At 41.4% G+C, this 19,223-nt stretch carries 18 protein-coding genes and 1 pseudogene; 1 reads left to right on the forward strand and 18 read right to left on the reverse strand.

Annotated features, from left to right (window positions below; translation table 11 throughout):
* On the reverse strand, positions 1-201 hold the full coding sequence (locus DW005_RS11345) for a hypothetical protein (RefSeq protein WP_117479533.1): 201 nt from the start codon (positions 199-201) through the stop codon (positions 1-3).
* Between the two features lie 248 nt (positions 202-449).
* Here DW005_RS11345 and DW005_RS11350 point away from each other — a divergent pair, with 248 nt between their 5' ends.
* Complete coding sequence (locus tag DW005_RS11350) at positions 450-917, forward strand: helix-turn-helix transcriptional regulator (RefSeq protein WP_117479534.1); 468 nt, start codon at positions 450-452, stop codon at positions 915-917.
* 113 nt (positions 918-1,030) lie between these two features.
* Here DW005_RS11350 and DW005_RS11355 read toward each other — a convergent pair whose 3' ends face one another.
* The 17 genes and pseudogenes from DW005_RS11355 to DW005_RS11435 form a co-directional block, all read right to left on the reverse strand.
* The gene (locus DW005_RS11355) at positions 1,031-3,229 is read right to left on the reverse strand and encodes an AAA family ATPase (RefSeq protein ID WP_117479536.1); all 2,199 of its coding nucleotides are present in this window, start codon (positions 3,227-3,229) and stop codon (positions 1,031-1,033) included.
* Positions 3,230-3,363: 134 nt separating this feature from the next.
* Complete coding sequence (guaA, locus tag DW005_RS11360) at positions 3,364-4,908, reverse strand: glutamine-hydrolyzing GMP synthase (RefSeq protein ID WP_117479538.1); 1,545 nt, start codon at positions 4,906-4,908, stop codon at positions 3,364-3,366.
* A gap of 142 nt (positions 4,909-5,050) precedes the next feature.
* Positions 5,051-6,262 carry an HD domain-containing protein gene (locus DW005_RS11365; RefSeq protein WP_117479561.1) on the reverse strand — a complete coding sequence of 404 codons (1,212 nt, stop codon included), beginning with the start codon at positions 6,260-6,262 and terminating at the stop codon, positions 5,051-5,053.
* A gap of 22 nt (positions 6,263-6,284) precedes the next feature.
* On the reverse strand, positions 6,285-6,866 hold the full coding sequence (locus DW005_RS11370) for a DUF308 domain-containing protein (protein WP_117479539.1): 582 nt from the start codon (positions 6,864-6,866) through the stop codon (positions 6,285-6,287).
* 13 nt (positions 6,867-6,879) lie between these two features.
* The gene (locus DW005_RS11375) at positions 6,880-7,611 is read right to left on the reverse strand and encodes a glycerophosphodiester phosphodiesterase family protein (RefSeq protein WP_022375791.1); all 732 of its coding nucleotides are present in this window, start codon (positions 7,609-7,611) and stop codon (positions 6,880-6,882) included.
* A 297-nt stretch (positions 7,612-7,908) separates the two neighbouring features.
* Positions 7,909-9,432 carry a M1 family metallopeptidase gene (locus DW005_RS11380; protein ID WP_117479543.1) on the reverse strand — a complete coding sequence of 508 codons (1,524 nt, stop codon included), beginning with the start codon at positions 9,430-9,432 and terminating at the stop codon, positions 7,909-7,911.
* Between the two features lie 41 nt (positions 9,433-9,473).
* Entirely contained in the window at positions 9,474-10,496 is a 1,023-nt protein-coding gene (locus tag DW005_RS11385; protein WP_181975039.1) for a DUF4179 domain-containing protein, read from the reverse strand.
* 16 nt (positions 10,497-10,512) lie between these two features.
* A complete protein-coding gene (locus DW005_RS11390) occupies positions 10,513-11,046 on the reverse strand; it encodes a sigma-70 family RNA polymerase sigma factor (protein ID WP_117479547.1) in 534 nt (177 codons plus the stop codon).
* Between the two features lie 150 nt (positions 11,047-11,196).
* A pseudogene (locus tag DW005_RS11395) lies at positions 11,197-11,604 on the reverse strand (FtsX-like permease family protein); the annotation flags it as partial.
* A gap of 116 nt (positions 11,605-11,720) precedes the next feature.
* A complete protein-coding gene (dusB, locus tag DW005_RS11400; RefSeq protein ID WP_117479551.1) occupies positions 11,721-12,683 on the reverse strand; it encodes a tRNA dihydrouridine synthase DusB in 963 nt (320 codons plus the stop codon).
* Positions 12,673-13,458: a type III pantothenate kinase gene (locus tag DW005_RS11405; RefSeq protein ID WP_117479553.1), complete on the reverse strand. Its 786-nt coding sequence runs from the start codon at positions 13,456-13,458 to the stop codon at positions 12,673-12,675. Before DW005_RS11405 ends, dusB begins: the two co-directional genes overlap by 11 nt.
* 27 nt (positions 13,459-13,485) lie before the next feature.
* Complete coding sequence (locus DW005_RS11410; protein WP_117479555.1) at positions 13,486-13,815, reverse strand: DUF6145 family protein; 330 nt, start codon at positions 13,813-13,815, stop codon at positions 13,486-13,488.
* 10 nt (positions 13,816-13,825) lie between these two features.
* Positions 13,826-15,199 (reverse strand): citrate/2-methylcitrate synthase, encoded by a 1,374-nt coding sequence (locus DW005_RS11415; protein WP_022375781.1) that lies wholly within the window; start codon positions 15,197-15,199, stop codon positions 13,826-13,828.
* 19 nt (positions 15,200-15,218) lie between these two features.
* Entirely contained in the window at positions 15,219-16,208 is a 990-nt protein-coding gene (argF, locus tag DW005_RS11420) for an ornithine carbamoyltransferase (RefSeq protein WP_117479557.1), read from the reverse strand.
* A 21-nt stretch (positions 16,209-16,229) separates the two neighbouring features.
* Positions 16,230-17,177, reverse strand: a complete 948-nt coding sequence (locus DW005_RS11425) for an SPFH domain-containing protein (protein ID WP_022375779.1) — start codon at positions 17,175-17,177, stop codon at positions 16,230-16,232.
* A 36-nt stretch (positions 17,178-17,213) separates the two neighbouring features.
* Positions 17,214-17,636 carry an NfeD family protein gene (locus tag DW005_RS11430; protein WP_022375778.1) on the reverse strand — a complete coding sequence of 141 codons (423 nt, stop codon included), beginning with the start codon at positions 17,634-17,636 and terminating at the stop codon, positions 17,214-17,216.
* A gap of 757 nt (positions 17,637-18,393) precedes the next feature.
* Positions 18,394-19,223, reverse strand: an 830-nt coding sequence (locus DW005_RS11435) for an RNA methyltransferase (RefSeq protein ID WP_242989448.1), incomplete at its 5' end; no start/stop codon positions are given.

Here is a 19,223-nt window from a genome sequence, read left to right on the forward strand (position 1 = left end):
TTATCGTCTAATTCCTGCACATTCTTCATAAAAAATACGGTTGACTTTTCCTGCCACAACAATGGCTCTTGGATTTTCTTTTTTCAATTCCATATTGAGATCCTTGATAATTGCATAGGCTTTTGCTCGACTTACACCAAAGTCATATGCTACCGTGTCCACTCCGACGTACAACGGTTTTCCCTCATGTATCTGTTGCATATCAGCACCTCCCTTCCTGGTATTATCGCATAAATATTGAATCTGATTATTTATAATTTATGCGTTCTATAATGTCATTATATTCTCTGTTGCGTACTTTGTCAATAATATTATTCATTTTTTATGCGTATTATTTTCATTCATCCAATTAACTGCATAAAAAATAAATAACTTTCTTTCATTTTTACTTTTCTTTTCATAGGTTTCATGATAAAATTGAATTATATTTTTTGAAAGGAAGATACAACATGGGCTACGGAAAAGTGTTAAAAGAAATATTAGACGAAAAGCAGATGAGCGTAAAAACTCTTTCCAGAAACACTGGTGTTCCAGCACCAACAATTTATTCTATCATCCGTCGGGACACCCCCATACGCTATGATACCGCTTTACGCTTTGCCAATACATTAGACATCCCTCTTGCCACCATATGCAATGAGAATCCCTATAATGAAGAGGATAAATCACTTCCAGAAGTTGGCAAATTGGTTGGCATGTCCGATCAACGTTCAAAAAAAGCCTACCTATCCAATCGTACATCAGCCATTTTTACGAAATTTGATTATTCCGATTTACCAAAAGTCGATCAACTTATCGCAGACTTCTTTGTATTGGATGATATGACCCGCGAGGAATTATTTGAATATATAACCTTGCTTAAGAAAAACCATTCTGACCCGGAACGGGTGAAGATATTGAAAGAGATAAAGAAGTGATTAGGATACAAAAAAACGGGAAGCACCTGTATGCAAGAACAAGGATTCCCGCTTTTTTCTATTTTGCTATGGTTTATTAAAATTCTTTTACTTCAAAACGAAATCATTCTCAATTATGATTCTTCACTTGACATTACTAGGTTTCCATTTTCATCAACATGGGCATTTCCCCAATATTTGAAAAAGTGTGTTCCATATTCATTTTTTTCAAAACAATCATAGAACATCTGAATAATCTCTTGCTTAGTTTTTCCATTTAATTCAGCCTCTATATCATCAATAGAATGGGAATTGACATCAAACAATTTTTTAGCCCCCGACACCTTATTACAAAATGTGGTCTTGTCTAGTGCATTAAACTTTGTAAATGTTTCAATAATTCTTCTAATAGGATTTAGCAGCATATTCTCTGATATTTGATCATATTCATATAAAATCCTAAGTTCAGTCCACAAAGATTCATAACTGGTTTTAAAATCCTCCGCATCTTTTGCCAAACAAATTATGTGCGTTTTCGCACCATTAGTCTGAAATCTAATAAATTTGTCCCTTCTGTAGTTATGGTTATGTTTAACATTAAGATAAAAATGCTTGTTATGTGTTAATAGAATAAAATGATCCGTTTCTAATAGCTTCTTCATCAGAGCTTGTAATTCTTCTATTATTAAATATTGCATTCCATCATCATTTGAATTCATCGGATCATCAAACACTATTACTCTAGGCTTATTAACTGCGTCATCTTTCACTTCATTTAGCTTTTCAAGAAAGTATAAGAACGCAATTACATTTTTTTCACCTGTTGACAATTCTGTAATATCTCTAACAGCCTCTGTATTAATATCTTTAACCTTATAAAACCCCTTAGATTCATCATCCTCAAAATGTTCCAATTTAAAAGATACCATATGTAACAATTTCTTATTAATGTTATCCGCTAATATTGACTCATTTTTAGTTTGATTTTGCAAATCAACTATCTCTTTCATAATGTTGTTTATGTCTTCTTTTAAGCCGCCACTACCATAAATTTTGCTTCTCTCATCATCATACTCTTTCTCTCTTTTCTTTTTTTCATCAAATAATACATCTAACGTAGTTTTTATACCAGAATAATCAAATTCGTCCATCAACTGTTTTACATAATGATAACGTATTCTTTTAATTGCTTCTTCTTTCTTAGTTTCTATATCATTTCCATTATTTTTTTCTTGAAGCTGTTGGTATCTTTTTTTGATATCTGTAAAACCCACCGGAACCTCATCCAATATTGGATTACGAGCTTCGAAAAGATACTTTTGTTTTTCATCAAGTGCATTCTTCAATTTATCAATAAAATGTGTATAGGATTTCTTTAGCTTTTCAATTTCTTCCTCCATTACCATTGCTTCTTTTACATAGTTTGGATAGAAATCTGTGAGTGACACCTTAATTCCAGAAATATTTTGAGTTAGCAAATCCATCTCTTCAATCTTTTTCACAATTTCCATTTGAAACTCTTTCACCTCATCTGCTGAGAAATAACTCTCTAGTTCCTCAAAAACATAGTCTGTTATTTTATTCCCACAGAAAGCACAAACCTCTCCTTTACGGTGTAACAATAGTCCTTTTTTAGCAAATTCTCTTTTTTCAGGATTATTATCTATTCTTTTTACCTTCACTCTCTCTGATACTGTCTTTTGCAAAATACTATTTATTTCGTCTAAAATCTGTGTCATATCTTCATGCGGAAATACTATATCCGGCGCCATTTTAATCTCAGACTTAATAATTTGTATCAATTCTTTCTTTTCTTCATCCTGTAATAATATCGCCGATGGTATATCATTTTGAAAATTTCTTTTATTATATGATGTTTTCGCAACTTGCGGGTTTTTCTTGTTTTTGATAGTTGACGCAGATTGCGTATAAAAATCAGTAAGTTTTTTCTCTGCTGCATTATATTTTTCTTGTGCCATACATCTTCTAGTCCAGAAATTTGAATTTTCTTTTATTTCTGGTTCAGATAAATTCTTATTAATCCTTGCAATTTCTTTCTCCTTTAACTCAATCGCCTTTTTCTTTTCTTCTATTTTAGCATTAATAGCCATATTTTCTTCACCTAAAACAACTGCATTCAACCGATGATTTTCATCAATAATATTATTAAATCCCTGAAAGACTGAAACCTCGTAATCTGAAGTCATTTTTTTAATTTCCTCTGTAAACGTCGATTTTCCAGTTCCGTTTTTTCCAAAAATAAATGTAATTTTTTTATCTAATTCCAATTCACTGTCTTCAAAAATATCAACCATTGATAAATCAATCTTCATTTCGCATAATCCCCTTTGCAATTTAATATACACTAAGCAGAATATTATCCAAAATTACTCAACAATTTTGCTTACATTCTGCTTACATCAAAATCAGGAAGCCCCTATTTACAGGGCTTCCCGCTATTTTCTTCCTATTCAAACTCAATCGTTCCAGGCGGCTTACTAGTCAAATCATAGAATACCCGGTTAACTCCCTTAACCTCATTTATGATTCTCGTCATTACTGTCTGCAGCACCTCAAACGGAATATCTGCGCTTTCTGCAGTCATAAAATCAATGGTCTTCACGGCACGAAGCGCAACGGCATAATCGTACGTTCTCTCATCGCCCATAACGCCGACGCTGCGCATGTTTGTGAGGGCGGCAAAATACTGGTTGATGTCGCGGTCGAGACCGGCTTTTGCAATTTCTTCACGGTAAATCGCATCTGCATCCTGCACGATGCGGACTTTTTCAGCGGTCACCTCACCGATAATACGAATTCCGAGACCCGGACCTGGGAATGGCTGACGGAATACAAGGTATTCCGGAATGCCGAGTTCGAGACCGACCTTGCGGACCTCATCTTTGAAAAGGTCACGGAGAGGCTCGATGATTTCTTTGAAATCAACGTAATCCGGGAGACCTCCGACATTGTGGTGGCTCTTGATGACAGCGGATTCACCGCCTAAGCCGCTCTCTACAACATCCGGGTAAATGGTTCCCTGCACGAGAAAATCAACAGCTCCTACTTTTTTCGCTTCCTGTTCGAAAACGCGAATAAATTCTTCGCCGATAATTTTTCTCTTCTTCTCCGGTTCTTCGACACCGGCTAATTTTTCATAAAAACGATCCTGCGCATTGACGCGGATGAAATTCAAATCATAGTCGCCGTCCGGACCGAATACCGCTTCCACTTCATCGCCTTCATTTTTACGGAGAAGTCCCTGGTCTACAAAGACGCAGGTGAGCTGGTCGCCGATGGCTCTGGAAAGAAGCACGGCTGCAACCGAGCTGTCAACACCGCCGGAAAGAGCGCAGAGCACGCGGCCGCTGCCGACTTTCTCACGGATTGCCTTAATCTGATGCTCAACAAATGAATCCATGCGCCAGTCACCGGAACAATGACATACATTATAAACAAAGTTGGAAAGCATTTTCGTTCCCTCTTTGGTGTGAAGCACTTCCGGATGGAACTGAATGGCGTACAGTTTCTCCGATGGATTTTCAGCGGCTGCCACCGGACAATCTGCCGTATGTGCACAGATATCAAATCCCGGTGCCACCTTGGAAATATAATCAAAATGGCTCATCCAGCATACGGTGTCTTCGCTGACATCCGTAAACAATGCTGAATTGGTATTTACATGAACGTTGGTTTTTCCGTACTCACGAACCGGTGCTTTCTCCACCGTTCCACCAAGCACGTGCATCATCAACTGAGCGCCGTAGCAAAGACCGAGTACCGGAATACCCATTTCAAATAATGCTTTGTCATAAGAAGGAGCACCATCCTCATAGCAGCTGTTTGGTCCGCCGGTCAAAATAATGCCCTTTGGATTCATTTCCTTTATTTTTGCTAAATCCGTTTTATACGAATAAATTTCACAATATACATTGCATTCACGAACTCTGCGCGCAACTAACTGGTTGTACTGACCGCCAAAGTCCAATACGATGACTAATTCCTTATTCAAAATTAGTTTCCTCCTTCTTCATTTGATTCTAATAATATTGTGTAAAAGCCTTTTCGTGCGGGCACGAACGCCTTTTGTACCTTTTACCCCTAGCATCTAACACATTTTATCACGAAACATCCTATGGGGTCAATGAAAACTCCTACAAATCAAAATACCCGACAAATTTGACATCATGCTTTCCTTTTGGGAACAAATAATGGTAAAGTGCGATAAAATAATCATCCGTCATGCTGGCAAGATAATCGACGACAAGCTGGTTTTTCTCCTGCTCGGCATACGGCTTTCTGACATGGGATTTGACATAAAAATTATTTTTCTCCATGTATGCCATGTGATGGCGGTAAAAAACAGAAGACTTGTCTCCGCTTTCTGCCTGGCGCAAAAGTTCCTCATACAATTCCCCAAACATTGGGCGGATTTCATTTTCATATAAATCGTTGAGCGACTTATTGTTATAAATCATTTCATAATTTTCTTTTTTCGCCTGCCGCAAAGCGTCAAAATATTCCTCATCCATTTTCAAATAATCTTTGCCATAACTGTTTTCGATGATATTGACACTGAAATTATTGATAATTTCACCGTTGCTGGTGCCAATCGCACCGGCGGTAAATGGTGATTCTTTTAACAAATTGAGGCGCATTGCGTCCTGTCTGTCTTTGCCAAGATAGGCAATAATATCGCAGATACGCATCACACAGCCCTCTAGCGTACACGGAATCAACTCGCCGATTGCCTTCTCATCGACATAGCATGCTTCCACCTTTTTATCGTATTCTACAAAGGTAGACATCTCGCATGGACGGTATTCTTTTAATTCCAATTCGCCATTGTGGCAAAGAATTCCGTCTAAGGTCTGCAAACTGATATTCCAGTTTACCATATCGTCCAGCACGCGGACGCTATGTACATTATGATTAAAATAACGGCCAGTATGCTCCTGATACAGACTGCTCAGAATCCGCTCGCCGGCATGGCCAAACGGCGTATGACCGATATCATGTCCCAGCGAAATGGCTTCAATCAAACTTTCATTGAGTCCCAACACACTGCCGATATTTCTTGCGATGCGTGACACAAGCTGAACGTGCAGGGCACGCCTTGAAATGTCATCATTCTGGTAAAAGGAAAATACCTGCGTCTTATCCGAATAACGGTTGTAATACGGCACATGCATAATTTTCTCCACATCCCGCACAAATGCCGGACGCCACAAATTCGCCTTATCGTGGTCCATGCGTCGTCTCACGATTTTCTCATCCGGAAATGCATACGGATTTTTCTTATGTTTCTCCCTGTCCTCTAAAATCCGCTCCTGCAATTCCTTTGATAATGAATGATACTGCGCCATAATTCCCTCCATTTTCATTTCTTTATTCTTCCGAATCGTCCTCCGCCACAACGATTTCCGTCTTTAACCGGCTCAATCTTCTGGATATCGAAATCGTCACATACAAGTCCGTGATACCGCTGTAGACCAATGCAATTCCGAGACACATAATCAAAATCTGCGCTGCCTCAAATGGATTCATCAAAAGCACAATCCCGGCAACAATATTTACAATTGCCATCGCAAACGCCACGTGCCACGTACCATGTCCGAGGCGAAGCATATCGACCGAATTCTGCATTTTCATAATACCGCTCATCGTTACCAAAAAACCAAGCACCGCCGGAATCAAATCCGTCAGTTTGTCCACTTTCACAATCACGAGAATCCCGCCAAGGATTGCACACAAACCAACGACAAGGTCATAGCGGTAAATAATTCCACTGATGTCTTTTCGAAGATAATTAATAAGAGAAACCACTCCTATTGCCAAAAGCATCGCCGCCAGCAGATAGCAAATCGTTTTCATCGTTGCCCCCGGCCATAGAATCAAGACAATACCAAGTGCAATAAAAATTACTGCGAGCAAAATCAAATTCCATTTCAACTGTTTTAATAAACTCATAATCACCCTCCAATCATTCAAAATAATATTCTGTCGTTACCATATCCACACCAACTTCATCCAAGAGACGCTTCATTTCTTCCTCTTTGTTCACCGTCCAGACATTGACAAAAAGCCCCGCCTTGTGAAGTTTTTCCACATCTTCTTTGGAAACAAGCGTGTAACGTGAATCGAGTGAAATCTCATTTTCGGTAAGCCATGCAATCAGCTCGTCCGAAACTTTCGTCCACTTATTGCCGCCAACCGCCCCATAAACGTACTGAAGCCTTGACGCCGGGATTCCGATATCTTTCAAACGTAATAGTGCCAAAAGGTGCATACTGATAAAAACCGTTCGCTCAAGAAGTCCCTTTTGTTTCACCAAATCAACGATTTCTCTTAGTTCTACAGTTGTATAATCCATCTTCAATTCCACAATTGGGTGAATCGTTTCACTCCGCGCCATAATGGACAAATACTGTGAAAAAGAAATCAAATGCTGCAGGGGATGCTCCTCTCTCTTTTTCCCCGCTGTCACCGGATAGCTGATTATTTCCTCAAAAGTCATCTGGGGAATCCAGCGATCAATTCCGCACATCCTGCGCAAATGTCCATCGTGGCTGACAACGTAAACGCCATCTTTTGATTTCCAGATATCACATTCCACGCCATAAAAATCCCCTTCTACCGCCATTGCAAATGACGCCTGCGTGTTTTCCGGCGCCTCCGAACTGAAACCGCGGTGTGCAATTCTCTTGATTTTCATTTGGCATCCTCCTTGGTTTGAGATATGGTTTCTCATGTTTATAACGTAAGTATACTCATTTTGGAGGAAAAAATCAACTTTGATGCAGAAAGGGTTTGTTGGGATTTTTCATTTTCCGTAATTGAATAAAACAGCTTTATGTCCCGAGGGCACTTTCGTTCGTTGAGTACGTAGCGGTATGGGCACTGAAACTACCAGTACCTCATACCGACGTACTCAAAACCCACGGGTTCACAAAGCTGTTTTATTAAATTACTGGAATACTGAAAAGATTTTCAACAAATACCTTTTCCATATTTACTTTTCTTCTATGTATCTCCCTATTATTCTTTCAACTTTCTTATCCGTTCCATACGACCGCACAATTTTCAAAAAGTCGTCTGTTGTTACGATTTGAAATTGATATGTCTGATAATATTTATGCAGCATTTGAAAGAATGTTTTATCGCCCATTGTTTTCCACAGTTCATACAGGAATAGTTTGCCGCCCTCGTAAACAGAGTTTGAGTATTCGTCCGGCTTGTCCTGATAATCGCTTACGCTTCGGTTGATTGCTTTGGTGCGGGAGGACTGGGGGATGACGATTTTTCGGAACCATCGGTCCATGTCTTTGCGGGTGGAATACTTGTCGCTCCACAGTTTTTTCTGTAATTTTTTATTTGCATAATAAGGGAATAACACGTCTTCACAGAACTCACAAAAGCCCTCGTCAAGCCACGGCTCCTTGTACGAGTCGTTGCCGATTGCAGCATAAAACCACTGGTGAGCGATTTCATGCGGAACATGCGCTTCCAGTCCCCCGTAAGAATTCTTGTTAATTTTGCGAAAGTCCTTCACATCCGGCATGCCAATCATACAAAGCCCCGGATATTCCATCGCGCTGTTCATAAAGCAATGCACGATTTTTAACTGTGAAAACGGATACGAACCTATTTTTTCCGAAAAAATGCGGACTGCCTCTTTCGCAAGCTGCATGGAATATTTGTAATAGCTCTGATTTTTCTCATAATTTGGTCCCAAAATTGAAATCGTTGTACTGCCGGTCTTCGCATCCAGCCGGCAAAAATCATCCGACAAAACCGCTGCAAACTCTCTTAACTTTTTGCCGGTAATCGTTGTTCCATCCTGCACAGAGTGCTGTGTGCCGGTTGCTGCAATCGTGTATTTTTTCGGATGCCGGAATGTAACTTCATAATCTGCTGCCTCATACACATACGTCTCATCGTTGTCACCCACATAAGGATTTTCGTTCCACGCCCCCTTTTGATAGCGAGAGATACAGGGAAAACAAAACGAAAGCTGATACATTTCATGCCCGTCATAAGAGATATAGCCAAATCGGTTTTTCTGTTTTGGAATCTCGGTGCGGAATGAAAATTCAACAGTTACACACTCGCGGGCCGGTGCTAAAACCCGGTTCTTATCGGATAAATAAAGAGCTGACGCATCTTCTTTTTTATCAATCTGCAAAATATGTCCTCCGATTCTTGCGGAGGTTATCTCGGTTTTGCACGCTTTCTTTTTCTGGTTCGTTTTCTCCTGCAAAATAGCGGCTGCCCAGTTGCGCACGCAAATACTCTTCAAATCATCATCGGTCGCATTTTTTAGTTTCGCACGGACCGTTCCGGAAAGAACCTTGTTGTTGGTGTCAAGCAATATGTTCATCCGGTATTTGTCGGCATACGCTTTTCCTTCCTTTTTTATCTTTTCGTGTTTCTGTTCTACTTTTGTCGTCTCTGGATGCCTTGTGACAAAAACACCTGCGGTAACCGCCACTCCCATTACCGCCAGTATCATGACTGCTATACCTATTTTCTTCATTCGCTGCCTCACTTTCTATCAAGTTTACTTCTTAATTTCCCCTACAAAATATCCACACAAAACTGATACTTGGAAAGTTTTTTTGCTTCTTTCCTTGTTTTTGCGCGATACAATTTGAGGTTATCTGCCGTTGTGACATAACCATACAATTTCGTTATCACACGCCCTCTCCTTGCATAAATTTTCTGCTCCCATGGACCTTTTTTCTCACCAACTTCTTCAAAAGAAATCTTCTCGCCGTTCTGATCAAACAATGCAATCTGGCTGTGCACGCCTCCGCTCTCCTTTGTAAACACAACAATCTGATAAGGGGAAACAAACACACTTTTTACTGCCAAATGACTGTTTAGCTTTTTATTGACTGCAATCTCTCTACTCCCTTTTTTATAAACCGTATACGGGATTTCAAAATTCCATGAACCGCAGATAGACTGCTCTTTATCCTGAAGATAAACCGTCAAAATCCGAATCCGAAGAGTTCCGTCTTTCTTAATGACATCCTCTTTATCAAATTTCATCATTCCGATAAACGCATGCTTGTCAACACATTTTCCATCCATCAAAATGTCGGAATCTTCTTTTGACATCTGTTTTCCAAAACTATACTGTGCTTTCACACAGATTCCATTTCCTTCCTTTGAAAAATCCATCTGCTCTGCCTGCATTTTCATCGTAACATACACAGAAAATCCATCGCAGTAAACTTCCGACGCTGTCAGTTTGATTCCTTGGCTTTGTGCACTTAAATGGTTTTCCTTTTCCTGTGTAATCTTTTTCGCATCCTTATACTCACCGGAGTAAATAACTCCCTTCTCTACCTTTTGGAAAATGGTTCCAAGAATCGGAAGATTTGCCGCAAGTGACGGATTTACTGCAAGCACGCTGCCGCATATCAAAATAACAACACAAGCTGCCACCGCCAGATGTTTCCACGTGCGGTTTTCAATTTTTCTCTCTGGTGCATCCGGCAGATTCTGCAATGTATCACAAATTGTCTGTTTTACCGCATCCGGCACCTCATCCGTTCTCCGAATATTGCCAAGCCATTTTGTAAATCTATCCATACTAAATCCCTCCAATTCATAAGCGTCCGTCGCTGTCAGGTGATGCTTCTTTCCCAATCTCATAAAATTGCTCTAAAGTCTTTCTCGCTGACTGCAGCCTGCTTTTTACTGCACTTTGTCCAATTTGCAGTGCCCCCGCAATTTCCCGGACTTTAAACTGCTGCCCGTAATAAAGTTCCACAACAATCCGCTGCTTTTCATTTAGAAAACCAAGCATTTCCTGCCACTCGATTTCTCCGTATTTATCCGAGCAGTCCATGACATCCGGAAAATTGTCTGCCGTAACCGTCCGCTTATTTTCATTGTAAATCGCGTAACACCGGTGAATTAAAATCCGCGTCATCCACGTTTTAAAAAATTTAGCATTTCGCAAAGAACCTATTTTTTCCCAGCAGATAAGAATCGTTTCCTGTATGGCATCTGCCGCATCCTCGTCATTTTGCAAAATAGCAATTGCGGTCTTATACATACTCACCTGATAATTCTCCACCAGTTTCACAAAGGCTTCTTTGTCGTGCTTTTTCGCTTGTAACACAAGTTTTTTGTCCATGGTATGTTCCTTTCTTCCAAGGCCTTGAAATTAAGTACTACAACTATTAGATAAAAGAATACCACATTTGGTCGGTTTTTACTTCAAAAAAGCCACATCTACCTGCGGGTACAGGTAAATATGACTTTCTTTTTTATGATTTCCTATTTTCTACTCATAGCGAAGTGCTTCAATCGGGTCGAGTCTCGCCGCTTTGTTCACCGGATAATAACCGAAGAACACGCCGATAATCATGGAAAATACAACGGAACCAATGATAGCAGCCACCGGAGCGGATGCCGCATAGCCTAGGAGGGAAGCGGCGACGGCTCCGAGAATAAATCCTAAGATAATCCCAAAGACGCCTCCCAGCAAGCAGAGGATAACCGCTTCTATTATAAATTGCAGGCGGATGGAGCTGTTCTTTGCGCCAAGCGCCTTGCGCGTACCAATTTCTCTGGTACGCTCGGTAATGGAAACAAGCATAATATTCATAACGCCGATTCCGCCTACTAAAAGGGAAATGCCGGCGATAAACGCAATCGCAATGGAAACGGTATCAATCATGTCGTTCATGGAACTTGTCATACTGCTCATCGTATTCTTTACATTTTCTACCTTTAATCTAAAAGAAAAAGTATGAACAGCCTGTGTTCATACTTTGATAATTCGGACATAAAGTTGTGATTTTTCTGTTAAATGGAAAACAATTCCTCTAACTGCTCATACGTCTCCACCGTGTTCATCGCACGACGCAGAGAAGCCGAATGTGGGTAACCTGCGGTGTACCACGCCGCATGGCTCCGCATCTCCCGCATACCGCGTTTTTCGCCTTTCCACTCAATCTGCATTTTGGCATGGCGCAGAATCATCCGGCACACTTCGGAAAAAGGTGGTTTTTCCGGTACCATTCCGGTTTCTAAATATGTCTTAATCTGATGAAAAATCCACGGATTTCCCTGCGCCCCGCGGCCAATCATCACACCGTCACAATTTGTCTGCTCCATCATATTTTTCGCATCTTCCGGCGTAAAAATATCTCCATTTCCAATGACCGGAATTGACACCGTATCTTTCACTTTGGCAATTATTTCCCAGTCAGCCTTTCCGCTGTAATACTGTTCCCTCGTTCTGCCATGTACTGCCACAGCCGCTGCGCCTGCTGCTTCCGCCGCCTTTGCCATCTCGATTGCCTGCACTTCGTCCGCACCAAATCCTTTGCGAAACTTTACCGTCACCGGTTTGTCAATCGCTTTTACCGTTTTCTCAATAATTTTTGCCGCAAGCGGAATGTTTTTAAGGAGAGCAGAACCCTCGCCATTATTCACAACCTTTGGCACAGGGCATCCCATATTGATATCTAAAATATCGAAATTCCGATGCTCGATTTTCTTTGCCATCTCACTGATAATATCCGGGTCTGAGCCAAATAACTGCAGCGATACCGGGCGTTCCCTGTCATCAATCCGAAGCAAGTCCTCGGTATTTTTATTATTATAAAAAATGCCTTTTGCACTCACCATTTCCGTGCAGATTAAATCCGCTCCCTGCTCTTTGCAAAGCAGACGAAATGGCAGGTCCGTAACCCCTGCCATTGGTGCTAATACAATATTGCCATCTAAGCTTACATTGCCGATTTTCAGTTTGTTACTTCCCATCTTCACTCTTTTTCGTCCTCTCATAAATCAGACGCATGCCCTGTAAGGTCAGCTCTGAATCATAAATATCAATCTTATCGGTGCCCTCTGAAATAATGCGTCCAAGCCCGCCGGTTGCCACAACTTTCATATTCTGGTAACCCGATTCCTCACGGAACTTATCAATGATATATTCCGCCTGTCCAATCGTTCCATACACAAGACCTGCCTGCATACTTGTAATCGTGGTTTTCGCCATAATCGACTCCGGTTTTATAATTTCAATTTCCGGAAGTTTCGCCGCATTGCTCCAAAGTGCTTTCGCACTGATTCTTATACCGGGTGCTGTCACACCTGCGACAAACGCACCGTCTTCCGTCACCAAATCATATGTCGTAGCCGTACCGTAATCAATGACAAACACCGGCCCGCCATACAAAAAGTAAGCACCGACCGCATCGACCACACGGTCTGCTCCGATTTCCATCGGATTCGTCGTTGCAATGCGGATACCCGATTTTGTTCCATTTCCCACAATCATCGGATCACAGCCAAGATATTTCTTTACACCGCTTGTCAGAGAATACATAATCTTTGGCACAACAGAGCAGATAATGACATCCTCAACGTCGTCCGCGGAGACATCTTTGTGGGATAACTGCTCCACGATCTGGACACCAAACTCATCGGAAGTTCTCGGCAGACTGGTTGTCAGCCGAAACTTATGCAGAATTTTTTCTCCTTGAAAAAGTCCAAATGTCAAATTTGTATTTCCGATATCAATCGCCAGTAACATAATAGCCCCCATTCAGAGTAAATGATTTCATTCGTTCACTCCGTCAATAAAAAATGTTTTATAGTAAGTCTCTAAATTTTCTAAAAGTTCTGCGTATTTTACACGGTATTGTTTGATTTTCAAATGGCTTCCGATTTCATCATAGAAGAAATCATTTTCCTTTGCCGTCGTAGACATATAAAGGGAGCCATCTTCATCAAATTCCATGGTAAATACACCGCCGACATCTTCCGTCATCGTCACCGCCATAATCTGCAGTTCATCCTGAATCGCAGATGGAAGCGATGCATAACGCGGATTTAAATAATATTTCTGCTCATAGGCACTGCACGCGCACAAAATCTGTTCTTCCTGCATGGAAAACCTCCTAATCCCGTTCACTTAACGGTGTATATGGTTTGTGTTTTGCCACCGCTTTATAAGCCGGACGAATGATTTTCCCGGCATTGACAAGTTCCTCTAAACGGTGTGCGCTCCAGCCGGCGATACGTCCAATTGCGAAAATCGGCGTATAGAGCTCATGCGGAATCCCCAGCATGCTATATACAAGTCCGCTGTAAAAATCAATATTGGCACTAACACCTTTATAAATATGACGCTCATTCGCAATCACTTTTGGTGCCAGTTTTTCGACCAGATTGTAAAGGGCAAATTCTTTCTGAAGCCCCTTTTCATCGGCAAGTTTCTGGACAAATTTGCGGAACGTTCTCGCACGCGGGTCAGAAATTGAGTACACCGCGTGTCCCATACCGTAAATCAAACCGGCACGGTCAAATGCCTGCTGATTCAGAAGGGCAATCAAATACGATTCTACTTCATCCTCATCTTCCCAGTTTTTGACTTTCTGTTTCATATCGTCAAACATCTGCGATACTTTTTTATTCGCTCCACCATGTCTTGGTCCTTTCAGCGAACCAAGTGCTGCCGAAATTGCCGCATAGGTATCGGTTCCGGATGAAGTTACTACATGGTCCGTAAATGTCGAGTTATTACCACCGCCATGCTCCGCATGAAGCACAAGGGCAATGTCCAAAATCTTTGCCTCTAACGGTGAAAATTTACTATTTGGACGAAGCATATGCAGAATATTTTCTGCGGTGGAATACTCCGCTTTTGGCGGGTGCAGGAAGAAACTCGTTCCTTCATGAAAATAGCATGCCGCCTGATAACCATATACCGCAAACATCGGAAACAGTGCTACTAACTGCAAGCACTGGCGCAACACATTTTCCGTAGTAATATCGTCTGCTCTGTCGTCATAGGAATATAACGTAAGAACGCTTCGTCCAAGTGTATTCATAAGGTCAACACTTGGTGCTTTCATAATAATATCACGTACAAAGCTGGTTGGCAGGCTTTGACGATAATTGGCTAACATGTCCTTGAGTTCTTCCAGTTCAGATTCATTCGGCAGTTTTCCAAAAATCAGAAGATACACAACTTCCTCATATCCAAACCGTTTTTCAGATAGAAACCCATCCACGATTTCCTCAATATCAATGCCTTGATAAAATAATTTACCATCGCAGGGAACTTGTACCCCATCGGAAATTTTTGTTGATTGAATCTCTGAAATTTCTGTGAGGCCAGTCAATACACCACGTCCATTCAAATCACGGAGTCCGCGCTTTACTTCATATTTTTCATAAAGAGTAGAGTCAATGGTGCTGCTCGCTTCACACACCGATGCCATCTTATGTAACCACTCATTTCGATATCCGGCGTTTAAGTTATTGCTCATATTGGCTCCTTTCGTTGCTTTACCTCGGAAGTGTCACATACATAACCGCTTTAATTGTGTGCATGCGGTTTTCTGCCTCGCGAAATACCACGTCAGCATATTTTTCAAACACTTCATCTGTTACTTCCATTTCCGTCAATCCATATTTTTCATAGATTTCTTTTCCAATCTTCGTTTTCAAATCATGGAATGCCGGCAGACAATGCATAAACACTGCGGTGTCCTTTGCATTATCCATTGCCGCTTTGTTAATCTGATAAGGGCTTAATGCCTCAATTCTCTCTTTCCAGACTTCATCCGGCTCCCCCATAGAAACCCATACGTCGGTATAAAGAACATCTGCATCTTTGGTCCCCTCTTTTACATCTTCTGTGAGAGTAATGCTGCCACCGCTCGTCTTTGCATATTCTTCACACAAGGCGACCAGTTCTTTATTTGGAAAATATTCTTTTGGTGCACAGGCAGTAAAATGCATTCCCATCTTGCTGCACGCAATCATCAGAGAATTTCCCATGTTATAACGGGCATCTCCCATATAAGTCAGACGGATTCCTTCCAAATGTCCAAACTGCTCCTCAATGGTAAGAAGATCAGCAAGCATCTGGGTCGGATGATATTCATTCGTCAATCCGTTCCAAACCGGCACACCGGCATACTCTGCCAGTTCTTCAACAATTTCCTGTCCAAAGCCACGGTACTCAATACCGTCAAACATACGTCCAAGCACGCGTGCCGTATCCGCAATACTTTCTTTCTTGCCAATCTGGGAACCACTTGGATCTAAGTATGTCACACCCATTCCCAAATCATGTGCTGCGACTTCAAACGAGCAGCGTGTTCTCGTACTTGTTTTTTCAAAAATCAGGGCAATATTTCGTCCCTCAAATTCTTTCATCGGAACATGATTTTTCTTCTTTTCCTTCAACTCTTTTGCTGTATCCAGAAAATAGCGAATCTCTTCCGGTGTAAAATCCTTTAGTGTCAAAAAGTTTCTTCCTTGTAAATTCATTTTTTCACTCTTTTCTCTGTTTTATTTTTCTTTACATGTTTCAATCACGGATTTTGCCAGTCCTGCAATCCCCTGAATTTCCGATGGAATGATAATTTTGGTTGCCTGGCCGTCACTTGCTTTTTCAAATGCTTCTAAACTCTTCAAGGTCAGAACTGATTCCGTCGGTGCAGCTTCATTTAAGTATTTCAGACCTTCTGCTGTCGCTTTCTGGACTTCTGCAATCGCCTGAGCCTTACCTTCTGCCTCGCGAATCATTGCTTCTTTCTTTGCTTCTGCACGAAGGATTGCTGCTTCTTTTTCTGCTTCCGCTTCCAAAATCGCAGACTCCTTTTTACCTTCTGCTACAAGAACTGTCGATTTTTTCTCACCTTCCGCACGAAGAATAGATTCACGTCTCTCACGCTCCGCCTTCATCTGCTTCTCCATGGAGTCCTGAATTTCTCTCGGTGGAATGATGTTTTTCAATTCCACACGGTTTACTTTGATTCCCCACGGGTCAGTCGCAATATCCAGATTGGAACGCATATGCGTATTGATTGTCTCACGTGACGTAAGTGTCTGGTCTAATTCCAAATCACCAATGATATTTCTAAGTGTAGTCGCCGTCAGATTTTCAATTGCCATAATCGGACTTTCCACCCCGTACGTGAAAAGCTTCGGATCCGTAATCTGGAAAAATACAACGGTGTCAATCTGCATCGTTACATTATCCTTTGTAATTACCGGCTGTGGCGGGAAATCCATCACCTGCTCTTTTAACAGAACTTTTCTTGCCACCTTGTCAATAATCGGAACCTTAAAATGCAGTCCAACCGACCATGTACACTGATAGCCGCCCAGTCTTTCAACAATAAACGCATGTGCCTGTGGCACAATTTTAATACAAGATGCCAGTACACAAAGAATAATTACTACAATCGCAATAATAATAATTGGTACCAGGCTAATCTCCATTTCATTTCCCATAACATGCCTCCATTCCGCGCTTTTGCGCTGTTTTTATCACTCTTTTACCAGTAACTTGACACCGGAAACCGATTGAATCGTTACCACCTTTCCCTCTTCAATCACCGTGTCATCTACACTGCGTGCCATCCATTCGACACCACGAAGACGTACCGTGCCACTTCCCTTTGCATTATCAATTGTTTCGATGACTTCCGCTTTCTGCCCCGGCAGTTCATCAATATTGGTCTTGGCACGACTTTTATCAAGCACTTTTACAGCAAACGGACGAACTAAAACCATAACCACAACCGACACGCCGGCAAACAAAACAATCTGTAACCACAAAGGGCTGTTAAGTCCTGCTGCAATTGCCGCTGCTACACCACCAAGACTAAACCAAATTGTCGTAAGACCCAGTGTAAAAATCTCAATTACCAACATAATGGCTACCAGTACAAGCCAAAAAATCGTCAACATCGTCTCGAATCCTTCCTTTCATTTTATTCACTGTTTCTCCTTATCATACTAAAAAATTAGGTTTTTGTCAAAATTTTAACACATTTTGTTTGTGGCGTGGGCGCTGCCATTTTTTTAGTTTCCGTAATTTATTCGAAAAGTTTGCATGGCGTGGGCGCTCCCGCTAGACAAATACGCAGAAGTATCGACATGCAAACTACGCATGTCTCATACTTGCGCATTTGTACCCACGCCATACAAATCTTTTCGAATAAATTACTGGAATCCTAAATAAGTTGGCAGTAACCTCCTAGCACAAATCTTTTCTTTATAAATTACCGGAATGCTAAATAAGTTGGCTGCTACCTCTTTACGCAAATCTTTTCTTCATAAATCACCGGAATCCTAAATAAGTTGGCTGCTACCTCTTTACACAAATCTTTTCTTCATAAATTATCGGAGTACCGAATAAGTCTTCCAAAATGCCTCTGCTACCAATAGTGTAAGCAACCGAAGGCGAAATAACTCTCGCTGTACTCTATCTAAATGTTGCCCCAAAACAAGTTGCTTACCAATTCAGAATGCTTTCGCGCCTAGCATTTACGGCTAGCTTTCTATAATTTCCAGTAATTTAGTACAAAAAGTTTTGGGGCTCATGGGTTTTGAGTGCGTCGGTATGTGGCACTGGTATTTTCAGTGTCCATACCGCTACGCAACTCAACGAGCGAAAGCGGCCCATGAGGAACAAACTTTTTGTACTAAATTACGGAAACTATAGCTACCTATTCCGCTGCACCTCATACATCAACAACGCAGCCGACACTGCTGCATTTAACGACTCCAGTTCGCCCTCCATCGGAATGATTACTTTTTTATCGGCGAGGGCGGTGACTTCATCACTCAGTCCATTTGCCTCGTTGCCGATTAAGATGCCGATGCGTCCATCATACGTTTCCTCGCGGAAGTTTTTCTTGCCCTGTAAATGAGCGGCATAAAAGTGAAATGACTGATTTTGCAGCTGTTTCATCTCCTCGCTCATTGACTCGCAGATATAAAATGGGACACGAAACATTGCTCCCATCGTCGAGCGCACAACTTTTGGATTAAACAAATCTACACAGCCGGACGACAAAACAACACCCGACATACCGGCCCCTTCTGCTGTCCGAAACATTGTTCCCAGATTACCGGGATCTTGTATGTTTTCGAGGCAGAGAAGCTTACATTCATCCGAGGAAATCATTTGCTCCCTGTCATAAGACGGCATTGTGATAACCGCCAAAACCCCCTGTGGATTTACGGTGTCTGACATCTGCTTAAATAACGCTGTCTTAAGCACCTCAATCGCCGGACGTTTTTGCAGTTTTGCCAGTTCTTTGGCTAATGCTTGTTCTTCTTTTTCATCACAGTACAATTCCTGTACCAAATCTCTCTGCAATGCCTCACGCACCATTTTCCATCCCTCTACGACAAAGACACCTTCTTTTTTTCTTGCCCTTGCCTGCTTCATCAGTTTCTGGATGCGCTTAAATTTTGCATTTGCTGCTGATTCAATCATTCTGTCACGTATAATCCAATTATCCTCTTTTGAGGGTAATGGATTATTCT

It is taken from the genome of Clostridium sp. AF36-4 (assembly GCF_003435975.1).
GTDB lineage: Bacteria > Bacillota > Clostridia > Lachnospirales > Lachnospiraceae > Eubacterium_F.